A 14618-nucleotide genomic window follows, 5' to 3' on the forward strand; every position below is an offset into this window, starting at 1 on the left:
TGATGCGTCCGGGATGTGCTCCGGGACTTCCGGAACTGACGCTAGAAACGGCCGACCCCTACTTCCAACCCCTGACCGGGGCGGCACGGCCCCTGATCAGGGCCGGGGTCACCGGGTGCGGTGTGCCTGCCAGGAACCGGCGGGGCGGTGGGCGGCGTGAGGGCCGCCGGGAAGCGGTGCGCGCTCCCAGCGGGCCTGCCCGGCGAGGGAGTTGGGCGTGTTCTCGGGGCTGGGCGTCTGCCGGGCGGCGAGGAGTACGGCGGTGACGGCAGCGAGTTCGGCCGCGGTGGGCTCGCCCCGGGTGACCCGCAGCACCGACGAGGGATCGGAAAGGGGGCCGACGCCGCTCATGCGGGTGCGTTCCCGTGCTTGCGCGAGGGCAGTTCAGCGTGTTTCGTCCGCAGCATGGCGAAGGTGGCGACGAGCGTGGCGCGGGTCTCAGCCGGATCCACGACGTCGTCGACGAGGCCGCGTTCGGCCGCGTAGTAGGGGTGCATCAGCTCGGCCTTGTACTCCTTGATCTTCTGCGCGCGCACCGCGTCGGGGTCGTTGGCGGCGGCGATGTCCCGGCGGAAGATGACGTTCGCCGCGCCCTCCGCGCCCATCACGGCGATCTCGTTCGACGGCCAGGCGAGGGCCACGTCCGCGCCGATGGAGCGGGAGTCCATGACGATGTACGCGCCGCCGTACGCCTTGCGCACGATGAGGGAGACCCGGGGCACGGTCGCGTTGCAGTAGGCGTACAGGAGTTTCGCTCCGTGCCGGATGATCCCGCCGTGCTCCTGGTCCACGCCGGGCAGGAAGCCGGGGACGTCGACCAGGGTCAGGATCGGGATGTTGAACGCGTCGCACATCTGCACGAAGCGGGCCGCCTTCTCGCTTGCGTGGATGTCGAGGACACCGGCCATGGCGCTCGGCTGGTTGGCGACGATGCCGGTGACATGGCCGTCCAGCCGGGCGAGCACGCACAGGACGTTGGTCGCCCAGGTGGGGTGCACCTCGAACGTCTCGCCGTCGTCGACGATCTCCTCGATGACGGTCCGCATGTCGTACGACAGTCCGGGGTCGGCCGGCACCAGGTCCGCCAGCCGCTCGGTGCTCCGGTCGAAGGGGTCGCCGGTGGCGACGTGCGGCGGTAGTTCGCGGTTGTTGGCGGGCAGCAGGGACAGCAGGTAGCGGACGTCCTCCAGGCAGGTCTCCTCGTCGTCGTAGGCGAGATGGCACACGCCCGAGACGGAGGCATGCACGTCGGCCCCGCCGAGCCCGTTCTGCGAGACCTGTTCGCCGGTGACGGCCTGGACGACGTCCGGTCCGGTGATGAACATCTGCGAGGTCTCGCGGACCATGAAGACGAAGTCGGTCAGGGCGGGGCTGTAGGCCGCGCCGCCCGCGCACGGGCCGAGCATCACGCTGATCTGCGGGATGACCCCGGAGTTGCGGGTGTTGCGCTGGAAGATCCCGCCGTAGCCGGCGAGCGCGGTCACGCCCTCCTGGATCCGGGCGCCGGCACCGTCGTTGAGCGACACCAGGGGTGCTCCGGCGGCCGCCGCGAGGTCCATCAACTTGTGGATCTTGGCCGCGTGGGCCTCGCCCAGTGCGCCGCCGAAGATGCGGAAGTCGTGCGCGTAGACAAAGACGGTACGGCCCTCGACCGTGCCCCAGCCGGTGACGACACCGTCCGTGTAGGGCTTCTTGGCCTCCATGCCGAAGCCGGTCGCCCGGTGCCGGCGCAGTGCCTCGATCTCCTGGAAGGACCCTTCGTCGAGCAGCAGCTCGATGCGTTCGCGCGCGGTCAGCTTGCCCTTGGCGTGCTGGCGTTCGGTGGCCGCGGGATCGCCGCCCTCGCGAGCACTGCGTTTGAGCCGCAGCAGCTCCTCCACGCTTCCTTCGGTGGTCGTCGCGGGCATCGCGGTCGTCGTCATCAGGTCTCACTCCTCTGTGGTACGGCGAGCCGGTCGAGCAGCTCCTCGACCTGGTCAAGTCCCGACGGTGTGGTGCCGCTCGCGGCCACATAGCCGTCGGGTCGCAGCAGCAGGAAGCCGGCACCGCGGCGCGGCAGGTGGTCGTGGGTGAGCACGCCGGAGCGGCGGGCCGCCAACGACCGGCCCCTGCGCACCAGTTCGCCGCCGGGCGGGCCCAGGGTCAGCAGCCGGAACACGGACTGGACGTCGGTACCGGTGCGGGGCACCCAGTGGGGGGTGCGCGCGCCGGCCGGCGGAAGGTTCTTCAGCAGCAGCGCGGGGCCGCGGCCGGGCAGCCGCGAGGCCGAGCCGTCCGCGGACAGGGGCCCCGAGTAGCGAATCCGCCACCCCGCGAGCAGCGGCACGAACCAGCGGCGCAGCACGCCGGTGGCGTCGAGTCCGCGCCAGGACAGGTTGCGCACCCGGGCCGCAGTGGGTCCGAGTGTGAACATGCGGATCATCTGGTGGGTGGTGTGCACGATCTGCTCGGCGGCCTGGCGCCGTTCGCGTTCGTAGCTGTCGAGGATGCCGGGCGTGAGCCGTCCCTGGATGACCCCTGCGAGCTTCCACGCCAGGTTGTGCACGTCCTGGAGCCCCAGGTTGAGGCCCTGGCCGCCCACGGGCGAGTGGGTGTGGGCGGCGTCCCCGACGAGGAAGCAGCGGCCCCGGCGCAGCGGCAGCGCGATCCGCTCGGAGCTGGTGAAGGTGCGCAGCGCGTCCAGTTGCCCGACGCGCAGCCCGCCCGGACCCCGCTCGTCGAGCAGCGTCTGCACCAAATCGGGTGTCAGGGGCGTGTTCTCGGGGACCGCGGCGGCGATACGTACGTTGCCGTTGCGCATGGGCGCGAAGACGAGCGCGCCGGTACGGCCGAAGAAGTAGTGCACGTGCCCGGTCTCGTAGGAGCCGATGATGCTGCCCTCGGCGAGCAGGAAGGTCATCGGGAGGCGGTCGCCGGCGAACTGGATGCCGAGTTGCTCGCGGACCCGGCTGCGCACGCCGTCCGCCGCGATCAGCCAGTCGGCATGCACGGTCTCGGTGCCGGCCGGACCTCGCACCTCGGCGCTCACGCCTTCGGCGCGGGTGTCGACCCGGATGACCTCGGCGGAACGCTCGACCTTGCCGCCGAGTTCCTCCAAGCGCTGCTCCAGCAGGGCGTTGGTCTGCTCCTGGGGCAGCAGCAGGGGTTCGTTGACGGAGCCGAGGGCGACTTTCAGGCGTCGGCTGCCGGCGAGGTGGTAGCTCATGGTCCGCACCCGCAGGCCGCGGCTCTCCGCGGAGCCGAGCAGGCCGAGTCCGCGCAGCACGTCGAGGGCCGGCGGCCACAGCTGCAGGGCGCGCGTGCCCTTGAGGCGGTCCGCGGCCGCGTCCAGGATCCGGACCGGTACGCCCAGTCTGAGCAGCTCGCAGCCCGCTGCCAGGCCGACCGGCCCGGCGCCGACGATCAGCACCGGTGTTGTCATGGTGGGTTGCTCCTTGTTCGGCTTGGCCTGGGTGAGTTCAGGCCTGGGTGAGGGCGGTGGAGAGCCAGCGGTCGACGGAACGCGCGGTGTCCTCCACGCGGTCCTGGATGACGTCGAAGTGATCGCCGGGCACGTCGACGGACCAGTGGGCGTACGGCCAGTCGGCCCGCCACGGGGTCTCGGCCGACAGCCCCGGCACCGGTGCGGAGGCCCGCACGAACAGCGTCGCGGTCCGGGAGCGCTGCGGTACGGCGTCGCCGAGGACGCGCAGGTAGGCGCCCATGGCGGTGAGCCGGGTGTCGTCCAGCAGGATGAACTCGGCGGTCCGCTCGGACATGCCCCGCAGCAGCGCGGTCCCGGCCGCGTTCGCGAGGGCCTCGGGGCCGCCGGCGTCGATGAGGACGAGCCCGTCGGGGTGTCGCAGGTCGTGGGTCTCCAGATGGCGGGCGACGACGTGGGCCAGCAGCCCGCCCGAGGAATGGCCGACGAGGGCGTAGGGCCGGCCGGCCGCCTGCTCGCGTACGGCGACGGCGGCGGCCTCGACCAGCGCGTCGAGGTTCGCGGGCACCCGTTCCCCGGCCCGGAAGCCGGGCAGCGAGAAGGCGACGACGTCCCGGGTTCCTGCGAACTGCGCTGCGAACCGGGCGTATTGGTGCGGGCCGGAGCTTGCGAGGACGGACGGAAAGCACAGCAGGACCGGCTGCCGGTCGTCCCGCCGGGTGTCCTCGGCGAGCAGGACCGGCTCGGGCAGGTCGGCCCGGTCGGGTTGGGTGAAAGCGGGGCGGGAGCGGGAGAGTTCGAGCAGCCTGGCGGTGAACTCGGGGGTACGGCCGCTGCGTTGGGCCTCAGCGAAGTGGGAGAAGAGGGGGGTGAAGGGATCGTCGTCGGGGGTGGCCGGCGACCGGTCGGCACCGGTGGTTCCCGCGCCGGTGGTTCCCGCACCGCCCGTTCCCGCGCCGACACGGAAGCCCGCCTCCGGCAGGGTGCCCGAGGCGACGGCGGCGCTCGTCAGACGCGCCGTGACGTGGTCGGCCAGGGCCTCGGGCGTGCGCAGTTCGAAGATCGTACGGGCCGTGATGTCCGGTACGCCGGTGGCGAGCAGGCGGTTGCGCAGTTCGAGGGTGGTGACGGAGTCCATGCCCTGCTCGAGGAATCCGCGCCGGGTCGACACCGCAGCCGGGTCGACTCCCAGGACCGCCGCGACGGCCCCCCTGACCGCGTCGAGCACCTGCGGCCGGGCGTCCGCCGGCGTACGCCCGGCGAGTCCGCTCAGCCCGGTTCCCGAGGCCGACGGGCCCTCGCTCACGGCCGTGGCACGCACCAGCCGCCGGACCTCGGGCACCTCCGACAGCAGCGGCGCGGGCCGGCCCGTCGCCAGCCTGCCCAGCAGCCGCTCCCAGTCGACGTCCGCGACGACCGCGAGACGGTCACCGCGCTCCAGAGCACCGGCGAGCGCAGCGACCGCGGCCGGAGCGGGCAGGGCGGGCGTACCGCGGTCACGCAGCCTGCGCAGACGGTCGGCCGCGGTACCCGGGTCGGTTCCCGAGACGACCTCGTCCTCCCACAGGCCCCACCCGATGGCGGTGACCGGCAGCCCCAGGCCGGCCCGCTGGGCGGCCAGGGCGTCGAGATGGGCGGCGGCCGCGGCGTACGAGCCGAGGCCCAGTCCCGCGCTGAACCGGGCGGCGATCGAGGAGAACAGCACGAACGCCGTCAGCTCCCGGTCCGCGGTCAGCTCGTGCAGATGCCAGGCACCGGTGACCCGTTCGCGTACGGCACGGTCGAGATGCTCGGGGGTGAGCGAACCGAGGGTCGCCTCCTCGCGCGTGCCGACGGTGTGCACGACCGCGGTGAGCGGCGCGTCGGCGGGAACCGTGTCGAGAACGGCCGCCACGGCGGCCCGGTCGGCAAGGTCGCAGGAGACGAGGGTGACGTCCGCACCCGCGGCACGGAGCCCGTCGACGAGCGCGGAGGCTTCCTCGGTGCCGATGGTCTCGGGCCCTGTCGTCAGGATCAGATGCCCGGCTCCGGCGTCGGCCAGCGAACGGGCCACACGCGCGCCCAGCGGTTCGGTTCCGCCGGTGATCAGCACGGTTCCGTGCGGGCACCAGGGGGTCACCCGGGCGGTGTTGCGGACGGGGGCGGGCAGCAGCCGGCGCGCGAGCGGCCCGTTCGCCCGCACCGCCACCTGGTTCTCGTTCCGGTGCTCACCGAGGCCACCGAGCGTCGCCGCCCAGTGGGACAGTACGCGGTCGTCGAGGTCGGCCGGCAGGTCCACCAGGCCGCCCCAGTACGGCAGTTCCAGTTCGGCGGACTGACCGAGGCCCCACACCTGCCCCTGGGCGGGGGCGGTGACCGGGTCCCCGTCCCCGGTGGCGACAGCACCGCGGGTGACCGCCCACAGCGGCACGGTCACCTCCATGTCGGCCAGCGCCTGCGCCAGCACGAGGGTGCCGAGAGCCGGTCTGCCGCCGGCGGGGTCGGCGCCGTAACGGGCGGGCAGCAGCGACAGGACACCGGACAGATCCGGTACGCCTGCGACCTCCGTGCCGATACGACGGGCCAGCGCGGTCCGTTCGACGCCCGCCTCGTCCACGGGCAGGGCCACGGCGCGGGCACCGTGCCGCTCGAGCATCCGTGCCGCGGCGGACGCGAGTTCCTCCTGGTCCGGGCCCGCGACGACGAACCAGCTTCCGCTGAGCCCGGGGACCGCGGGCCCGGGCAGCGGACGCCAGCCGTCGAGGTAGCGCCAGGACGCCTGCCAGGTGTGCTCGGTGCGCCTGCGGTGCCAGTCGGTGAGGGCGGGCAGTACGGCGGCGACGGCGTCACGGTCGTCGGCGCCCACGACCTTGGCGAGAACCTCCGCATCACCGGCCGCCACGGCCTGCCAGAACGGTTCGTCGGAGGTGTCGGGCTGCTGGACCGTGGCCGGCGCGGCCCAGTAGTGGGTGTGTTGGAAGGGGTAGGTGGGCAGGTCGACGGGGTGTGCGTAGCGTCCGGTGAAGGCCTGCCTCCAGTCGACCCCAACACCCTTGACCCACAGCGTCGCCAGCGAAGTCAAAAAGCGCTCCCGGCCGCCCTCCTTGCGCCGCAACGACCCCGCCACCACAACATCCACCCCGCCGTCCTCGGCGGTCTCCGCCACCGACGCGACCAGCACCGGATGCGCACTGGACTCCACAAACACCCGGAACCCGTCCCCCAGCAGGGCCCTGACAGCAGGCTCGAACAACACCGGACGCCGACAGTTCTCGAACCAGTACCCCGCATCCAACTCCGAACCGTCCAACACCCCACCGGTCACCGTCGAATACAACGGAACCCGCCCCCGCCGCGGCCGCACAAACGCCAGCAGCTCGCCCAACCGCCCCCGCAACGCCTCCACCTGAGGACTGTGCGAAGCAACCGTCGCCGCAATCACCCGCGCCCGCACCCCCTCACCCGACAGAACCGCCACCAACTCCTCCAACGGCCCCACCGCACCCGCCACCGTCACCTGCGCCGGACCATTCACCCCCGCCACCCACAACCGGCCCGCAAACCCCGCCTCAATCCGGGCTTCGACATCAACACGCGACAACGCCACCGACGCCACCGCACCCCGCCCCACCAACTCCTCCGCGAACACCTGCGAACGCACCACCACCAACCGCGCCGCATCCTCCACACTCAACGCACCCGCCACACACGCCGCCGCAATCTCCCCCTGCGAATGACCCACCACCGCATCCGGAACCACCCCGAACGACACCCACAACTCCGCCAGCGCGACATGCACCGCGAACAACACCGGCTGCACCACCTCGATCCGCTCCAACGACGCGGCACCCTCCACCCCCCGCAGCACGTCCTCCACCCGCCACGACACAAACCGCTCCACCACACCCGCCACCACACCCAGCCGCGCAGCAAACACCGGCGAGGAATCCAACAACTCCACCGCCATCCCCACCCACTGCGACCCCTGACCCGGAAACACAAACACCCGCCTACCGACCACACCGGCTTCACCAGCCACCACACCCGCAACCCCACCACCCCGCACCAACCCCTCCACACCAGCAAGGAGTTCAGCCCGCCCCGTGCCCACCACCACCGCACGCTGCTCGAACACAGAACGGGTGGTGACCAGCGACAGCCCCAGGTCGTCGAAGGACAGTTCCGGATGCGACTCGGCGTGCGCCAGCAGCCGCGCCGCCTGATCCCGCAACGCCGTGGAGGTCTTGGCGGACAGGACCAGGGGCAGCGGGGTCGGCTCGGCGGCCTTGGATTCCCCGGCGGGAACGGCTTCGGTGGGCTCGGCGGCAGGAGCTTGTTCCAGGATGACGTGGGCGTTCGTACCGCTCATGCCGAAGGAGGAGACACCGGCCCGGCGCGGACGGCCGGTCTCGGGCCAGGGCTGCTCCTCGGTGAGAAGGGCGAGGGACCCCGATGTCCAGTCGACGTAGGTCGAGGGCTTGTCCACGTGCAGCGTGCGCGGCAGCACTCCGTGGCGCATCGCCATGACCATCTTGACGATGCCGGCGATGCCTGCGGCGGCGAGGGTGTGGCCGATATTGGACTTCGCCGAGCCGAGCCACAGCGGCCGGTCGGCCGGTCGGTCCTGTCCGTACGTCGCCAGCAGCGCACCCGCCTCGATCGGATCACCGAGCTTCGTGCCGGTGCCGTGCGCCTCGACCACATCCACGTCGGCCGTGGTCAGCCCCGCCGATGCCAGTGCCGCGCGGATGACCTTCTGCTGGGAACGGCCGTTGGGGGCCGTGAGACCGTTGCTGGCACCGTCCTGGTTGATCGCGCTGCCCCGGACCACCGCGAGGACACGGTGCCCGTTGCGGCGAGCCTCCGACAACCGCTCGACGACGAGGACACCAACCCCTTCCGCGAAACCGGTGCCGTCGGCCGCGTCCGCGAAGGGCTTGCAGCGGCCGTCAGGAGCGAGGCCGCGCTGCCGGCTGAAGTCCACGAACCCGGACGGTGTGGCCATCACCGTGACCGCGCCGACCAGGGCGAGCGTGCACTCGCCCTGGCGCAGCGCCTGGGCGGCCAGGTGCAGGGCGGTCAGCGACGACGAGCAGGCGGTGTCCACGGTGACGGCCGGACCCTCGAAGCCGAAGGTATAGGCCACCCGGCCCGACAGGACGCTGGTGGCGGTGCCGGTCATCCGGTACGCCTCGGTGCCCTCCGGGGGTTGGGTGAGCATCAGCTGGTAGTCGTCGCTGACGCAGCCGGCATAGACACCGGTCCGGCTGCCGCGCAGCGTCGCGGCGTCGATGCCGGCGCTCTCGACGGCCTCCCAGGATGCCTCCAGGAACAGCCGCTGCTGCGGGTCCATGGCCAGCGCCTCACGCGGGTTGATGCCGAAGAAGCCGGCGTCGAAGCCGGCGGCGTCGTAGAGGAATCCGCCCTCCTTCGCGTAGGAGGTGCCGGTGCGCTCCGGGTCGGGGTCGTACAGGCCCTCTAGGTCCCAGCCGCGGTCGGAGGGGAAGCCGGATATGGCGTCCCGGCCGGCGGCCACCAGGTCCCAGAGGTCCTCCGGCGTGCGGACCCCGCCCGGGAAACGGCAGCTCATGCCGACGATCGCCAGGGGCTCGGTGCGCCGGTCGTCCGCGTCCTTGAGCCGGCGCCGTGTCTCCTGGAGCTCGACCGTCACCCGTTTCAGGTAGTCACGGAGCTTCGTGTCCTGATCAGTCATGGTTGGCTTCCTTGTCACGAGGTGGTGCCGAGCTCGTTGTCGATGAATGCGAAGAGTTCGTCGTCGGTCGTCAGGCCCTCGAGGTCCGTCAGGCCGGCGGGGTCTGCCAGGCCGGCGGGGTCTGCCAGGCCGGCGGGGTCTGCCAGGCCGGCGGGAACCGTGACACCGGCGGGGTCCGTCAGGCGGTCGCCGGGGCGGGCGGCCTGCGTCGCGGCCACCTCGCGCAGGAGGGACTCCAGCCGCTCGACGATCCGTTCGCGGGCGGTGGCGTCCTCCGCCGCCGCCAGCAGTCCGGCGGCGAGGCCGTCGAGGTCGGACTCGGCCCTCGCGGCACCGGCCGTCACGACCGACGGGACGCGCGAGGCCAGGAAGGTGGCGATCGCCTGCGGTGTCGGGTGGTCGAACGCCAGGGTCGCGGGCGGCTCTTGGCCCGTGACCTCACCGAGCCGATTGCGCAGGGTGACCGCGGCCATGGAGTCGAAGCCCAGGTCCTTCAGGGACTTCTCCGGATCGACCTGCGCGGGGTGGCCGTAGCCGAGGACGGCGGCGATCTCGGCCTGGACGATGTCCCGCAGGTACTCCACCCGCTCGGACTCCGGGAGCCCGGCGAGGACTTCGGCCGGTGAGAGGACGCCATCGGCCGCCGTAGCGGCCTCCGGCTCCCGTCGAACGGGGGTCACGGACACAGCGGGCGCAAGGGCCGCCGGGTCTGCCTCCAGCCAGTAACGGCTGCGTTGGAAGGCGTAGGTGGGCAGATCCACCGGACGGGCGCCGGAACGGACCAGCAGGCTACGCCAGTCGGCCGCAGCGTCCCGCGTCCACAGCTCGGCGAACGCGGTCAGCAGTGTCCGAGCCTCGGACCGTTCGCGCCGCTGCGCGGCACTGAGCAGCACCCGCGTGCCGGCTTCCGTGAGGGTGTCGCGGGCCATGGCCGTGAGCACGGCGTCCGGACCGATCTCCAGATACGTGGAGACACCCAGGGCGTTCAACTCACCGATACCGTCCGCGAATCGGACGGCCTCCCGGACATGACGCACCCAGTACTCAGCCGAAGTGATCTCCTCCACGGCCGCCGTGCGACCGGTCAGATTGGAGACCACCGGAACCGACGGCGCCGCATACGACAACTCCTCCGCGACCCGCCGGAACTCCGCCAGCATCGGCTCCATCCGAGGCGAATGAAAAGCATGCGAAACCCGCAACCGCTTCGTCTTACGCCCCTGCGCCCGCCAGTACGCGGCCACCTCCAGCACCGCATCCTCATCCCCGGCAACCACCGTGGACACCGGCCCGTTCAACGCCGCCACCGACACCCCGTCCACCAGCGTCGCCAGCACCTCCGCCTCCGACGCCTGCACCGACACCATCGCCCCCCCCGCCGGCAAGCCCTGCATCAACCGGCCCCGCGCCGCCACCAAACGGCACGCATCCGCCAGCGACCACACCCCCGCAACATGCGCCGCAGCCAGCTCACCCACCGAATGACCGGCCACATAATCCGGCCGCACCCCCCAGCTCTCCCACAACCGCGCCAACGCCACCTCGAACGCGAACAACGCACACTGCGTAAACCACGTCCGATCCAGCAACCCACCCACATCGTCACAGAACATGACGTCCTTCAGCGGACGCTCCAGATACCCGTCCAACTCCCCACACACCGCATCCAACGCAGCCGCGAACACCGGAAAAACGGCATACAACTCCCGCCCCATACCAACCCGCTGACTCCCCTGACCCGTGAACAAGAACGCCGTCCCACCCGCCCCGACCACCCCCGTCGCAGCGAAAGCACTGGACCTGCCCTGAGCAACCGCGTCGAGAGCCACACGAAGCTCGTCATGGTCGGCGGCCAGAAGGACCGTGCGGTGTGCGAACTGGGTGCGGGTGACCGCGAGCGAGTGCGCCACGTCCACGAGCGGCATCCCGGGCCGGTCGGCGAGATGGTCGCGCAGGTGGGCCGCCTGGTCCCGCAAAGCGCGCTCGGTCCGTCCCGACAGCGCGAACGGCAGGACGGAACCCGGGCTGTCCAGCCCGGCGGGCGCGGATGCCGGCTCAGACTGCCAACGGGACAGGATGAGGTGGCAGTTGGTGCCCGTCATGCCGAAGGAGCTGACACCGGCGAGCACTTCGCCGTCGGGCAGGGGCAGCAGCTCGGTGTTGACGGTGAGGTTCAGCTCGTCGAGCGGAATGTCGGGGTGAGGTGTACGGAAGTTGAGGCTCGGCACGAGGGTGCCCTCGCGCAGGCACAGCAGGGCCTTGACGAGTCCGGCGACTCCGGCCGCGCCTTCCAGGTGGCCGATGTTGGTCTTCACCGATCCGACCGCCAGCGGGCTTCCGGCGCGACGGGAGCGGCCGAGGACCTCGCCCAGGGCGGCTGCCTCGACGGGGTCGCCGACGCGGGTCCCGGTGCCGTGGAGCTCGACGAACCGCACGTCGGCGGGGTCGACACCCGTGCGGTCGTAGGCGCGGCGCAGCAGGTCCTGCTGGGCCTCGGCGCTGGGTGCGGTGAGGGTGGTGCCGCCGCCGTCGTTGTTGACGGCGCCGCCGCGGATGACGCCGTGGACGACGTCGCCGTCCTCGAGGGCCTGGCTGAGCAGTTTCAGGGCGACGATGCCGGCGCCTTCTCCGCGGACGTAGCCGTCGGCGCGCTCGTCGAAGGTGAAGGCCCGGCCCTGCGGGGAAAGGGCGCCGAACTTCTCGGCGACGGTGAAGCTTTCCGGGGTGAGGTTGAGGCTGACCCCGCCGGCCAGGACGAACTCGGCGTCGCCGCGTACGAGTTGTTCGCAGGCCAGCTGGACGGCGACGAGGGACGACGACTGTGCGGTGTCGACCACGAGAGAGGGGCCCCGCAGGCCCAGGGTGTAGGAGACGCGGTTGGCGATCGCGCCACGGCTGACCCCGGTGATCGTGGAGTGGGTGGCGGCGTCGGCGCCGCGTTCGTGGGCGAGCTTGGCGTACTCGTCCCACATCGCGCCCACGACGACACCGGTGCGGGTGCCGTGCAGCGTGCCTGGGACGATTCCGGCGTGTTCCAGGGCTTCCCACACAAGTTCCAGGACGAGCCGCTGCTGCGGGTCGATGCCGGTGGCCTCGCGCGGAGAGATGCCGAAGAACTCGGGGTCGAAGTGGGCGACGTCGTCGAGGTATCCGGCCGGTGCCCGGTTCTCGGCGTGCAGGTCCGTGCGGTCCGCGGGCGGCTGCGACAGGGCGTCACGGCCGCCGCGCAGAAGCTGCCAGAAGGCGTCCGGGTCGCCGGCGCCGGGGAATCGGCAGGACATTCCGACGACGGCCACCGCGTCGCGCGGCAGGTCGTGCCGGACGGTCTTTCCGGCCTCGGTTTCGAGGGACATTCTCTTCCTTCCGGAATACGGATGGCCTGCAGAGCAGCGGCACTGCGGATATGGATACGGGTCGCCGCCGGGTAGGAGAAGCGGGCCTGTTCGGACGTGAGGGTGAGAAATCGCGACCGTCGGACGTGTCGGCGGTATGGCCCGACGGCCGTTACGGCGAAAGGAGGAAACCCAAAAGCGAAATCCGAATGGTTAATTCGGCAGCAGACAGCCACAACCGGAAACCGTAAATCGACTATCGGCGGTCAGCGTTCAGGAGTAGCTGTAGAAACCCCGCCCTGATTTCTTGCCGAGGATTCCGCACTCGACCATGCGCAGCAGCAGCGGAGGCGGGGCGTAGAGGGGTTCCTTGGTCTCTTCGTACATGGCCTCGGCGATGGCCGCCGTGGTGTCCAGGCCGATGAGGTCGGCGAGCCGAAGCGGTCCGAGGGGGTGCGAGCAGCCGAGCTGCATGCCGCGGTCGATGGTCTCGGCGGTGGCGAGGCCGGTGTCGACCATCCGGATCGCGGAGAGGAGGTAGGGGAACAGCAGGGCGTTGATGACGAATCCGGCCCGGTCGGGTGCCTCGATGACGGTCTTGCCGAGACCCGTGGCGAAGCGTGTGGCGCGTTCGGTGGTGTCCCGGTGGGTGAGGACGGACGGGACGATCTCCACCAGCGGCAGGGCGGGTACGGGGTTGAAGAAGTGGATGCCGATGACGTGGCCGCTGCGCTCGGTGGCCCGGGCGAGGCGGGCGACGGACAGCGAGGAGGTGTTGGTCGCCAGGATCGCGTCGGGATCGGAGACGACCTTGTCCAGGAAGGCGAACACCTCCCGCTTGACCTGCTCGTCCTCCCTGACGGATTCGACGACGAGCTGGCGGTCGGCTAGGCCGGCCAGGTCGGCGGTGAACTCGATCCGGTCCAGCGCGGCGTCGCGGTCGGCCTCTGCGACGCGTCCCTTCGCCACGGCACGGTCGAGGGAGTCGAGGATGCGGCGGCGGCCGCGCGCGGCGGAAGCGTCGGAGGAGACCGCGACCCGGACGTCGAGCCCGGCCCGAGCGCCGATCTCCGCGATGCCGGCGCCCATGGTGCCGCAGCCGACGATGCCGATCCGTTCGATCGCGCCGCCGTGCCGGGCGGAGGCGAGTGCGGTGGTGGGTGCGGGGCTGGTCATGCCGTCACCGCCCAGCGCATCAGGGTGGTGCCCATCGCCATGCCGCCGCCGAACCCGGCCATGAGCACCAGGTCGCCGTCCCGCAGCGCCCCGGAGCGGTTGGCGTCGTCGAGGGCGACCGGCACGGAGGCGCTCCCCACATTGCCGAAGCGTTCCAGCGTACGGTGGGTGGTCGCGCCGCCGAGTCCGCTGACCTCGACCAGGTCCGTGAGCATCACACCGTTGGCCTGGTGGGGCACGAAGTGGTCGATGTCGGTCATCGCGAACCCGGCCCGGTCGACGATGCCGCGCAGGGCCCCGGGGACGTTCTCGGCGACGAAGTCGCGTACGCCGCGGCCGTCCATGCGGAAGTGGTGGCCGCCGTCGGCGAGCGTCTCCGCGGAGGCGGGCCGCCGGCTGCCGCCGGCCTCGACGCGGATGAGGGCGTGCGCGTCGCCCCGGCTGACCAGGTCGGTGTCGAGGATCCCGTACGGGTCGGGGACAGCGCCCAGAACGGCCGCGCCGGCTCCGTCGGCGAAGAGCACGGCGGTCTTGCGGTCGGTGAGGTCCAGGATCCGGGAGTAGACGTCGGCGGCGACCACCAGCGCGTGCGCACCGGGCCGGGCCGCGAGGAGATTGCGGGCGACCTCAAGGGCGTAGACGAAGCCGCTGCACACGACGTTGATGTCGAGGCAGGCCGCGCCGTAGGCACCGAGCCGGTGCTGGATGAGACAGGAGGTCGGGGGCTGCGGGAAGTCTCCGGTGGAGGTGGAGACGACGAGGTAGTCGAGTTGGTCGGGGGCGAGGTCCGCCTGCTGCAGTGCCTTCTCGGCGGCCTTGACGCCGAGGTCCGACGTGGCCTGGTCGGGCGCCGCGTAGCGACGGGAGCGGATCTGGGTCTTGCGCTCGATCCACTCGGCGGTCACTCCGGCCCGGCGTGCCACCTCCTCGTTGCTGACCTCGTCCTTGGGCAGGTACGAGCCCGTTCCGAGGATGCCTATCGCTTGGTTCACCATGG

General features: G+C 71.6%; 7 protein-coding genes. All 7 read right to left on the reverse strand.

Going from position 1 to position 14618, the window contains the following annotated elements; translation table 11 throughout:
* Window positions 1-108 precede the first annotated feature (108 nt).
* The 7 genes from OC490_RS07190 to OC490_RS07220 all read right to left on the reverse strand — a co-directional run bounded on the left by OC490_RS07190 (window position 109) and on the right by OC490_RS07220 (window position 14616).
* Window positions 109-351, reverse strand: a complete 243-nt coding sequence (locus OC490_RS07190) for an acyl-CoA carboxylase epsilon subunit (protein WP_262056967.1) — start codon at window positions 349-351, stop codon at window positions 109-111.
* Complete coding sequence (locus OC490_RS07195) at window positions 348-1922, reverse strand: acyl-CoA carboxylase subunit beta (protein WP_262056968.1); 1575 nt, start codon at window positions 1920-1922, stop codon at window positions 348-350. Before OC490_RS07195 ends, OC490_RS07190 begins: the two co-directional genes overlap by 4 nt.
* Complete coding sequence (locus tag OC490_RS07200) at window positions 1922-3421, reverse strand: FAD-dependent oxidoreductase (protein ID WP_262056969.1); 1500 nt, start codon at window positions 3419-3421, stop codon at window positions 1922-1924. Before OC490_RS07200 ends, OC490_RS07195 begins: the two co-directional genes overlap by 1 nt.
* Before the next feature lie 37 nt (window positions 3422-3458).
* A complete protein-coding gene (locus tag OC490_RS07205; protein ID WP_262056970.1) occupies window positions 3459-9113 on the reverse strand; it encodes a type I polyketide synthase in 5655 nt (1884 codons plus the stop codon).
* Between the two features lie 14 nt (window positions 9114-9127).
* On the reverse strand, window positions 9128-12466 hold the full coding sequence (locus OC490_RS07210) for a type I polyketide synthase (RefSeq protein WP_262056971.1): 3339 nt from the start codon (window positions 12464-12466) through the stop codon (window positions 9128-9130).
* 252 nt (window positions 12467-12718) lie between these two features.
* Window positions 12719-13621 carry a 3-hydroxybutyryl-CoA dehydrogenase gene (locus OC490_RS07215; RefSeq protein ID WP_262056972.1) on the reverse strand — a complete coding sequence of 301 codons (903 nt, stop codon included), beginning with the start codon at window positions 13619-13621 and terminating at the stop codon, window positions 12719-12721.
* The gene (locus OC490_RS07220) at window positions 13618-14616 is read right to left on the reverse strand and encodes a 3-oxoacyl-ACP synthase III family protein (RefSeq protein WP_262056973.1); all 999 of its coding nucleotides are present in this window, start codon (window positions 14614-14616) and stop codon (window positions 13618-13620) included. Before OC490_RS07220 ends, OC490_RS07215 begins: the two co-directional genes overlap by 4 nt.
* Between the last annotated feature and the right edge of the window lie 2 nt (window positions 14617-14618).

The organism is Streptomyces sp. STR69, assembly GCF_024519455.1.
GTDB lineage: Bacteria > Actinomycetota > Actinomycetes > Streptomycetales > Streptomycetaceae > Streptomyces.

Bases quoted from the DNA above. Each gene is read 5' to 3' on its own strand.
- OC490_RS07190 (WP_262056967.1), bottom strand. From the start codon at position 351: ATGAGCGGCGTCGGCCCCCTTTCCGATCCCTCGTCGGTGCTGCGGGTC.
- OC490_RS07195 (WP_262056968.1), bottom strand. From the start codon at position 1,922: ATGACGACGACCGCGATGCCCGCGACGACCACCGAAGGAAGCGTGGAG.
- OC490_RS07200 (WP_262056969.1), bottom strand. From the start codon at position 3,421: ATGACAACACCGGTGCTGATCGTCGGCGCCGGGCCGGTCGGCCTGGCA.
- OC490_RS07205 (WP_262056970.1), bottom strand. From the start codon at position 9,113: ATGACTGATCAGGACACGAAGCTCCGTGACTACCTGAAACGGGTGACG.
- OC490_RS07210 (WP_262056971.1), bottom strand. From the start codon at position 12,466: ATGTCCCTCGAAACCGAGGCCGGAAAGACCGTCCGGCACGACCTGCCG.
- OC490_RS07215 (WP_262056972.1), bottom strand. From the start codon at position 13,621: ATGACCAGCCCCGCACCCACCACCGCACTCGCCTCCGCCCGGCACGGC.
- OC490_RS07220 (WP_262056973.1), bottom strand. From the start codon at position 14,616: ATGGTGAACCAAGCGATAGGCATCCTCGGAACGGGCTCGTACCTGCCC.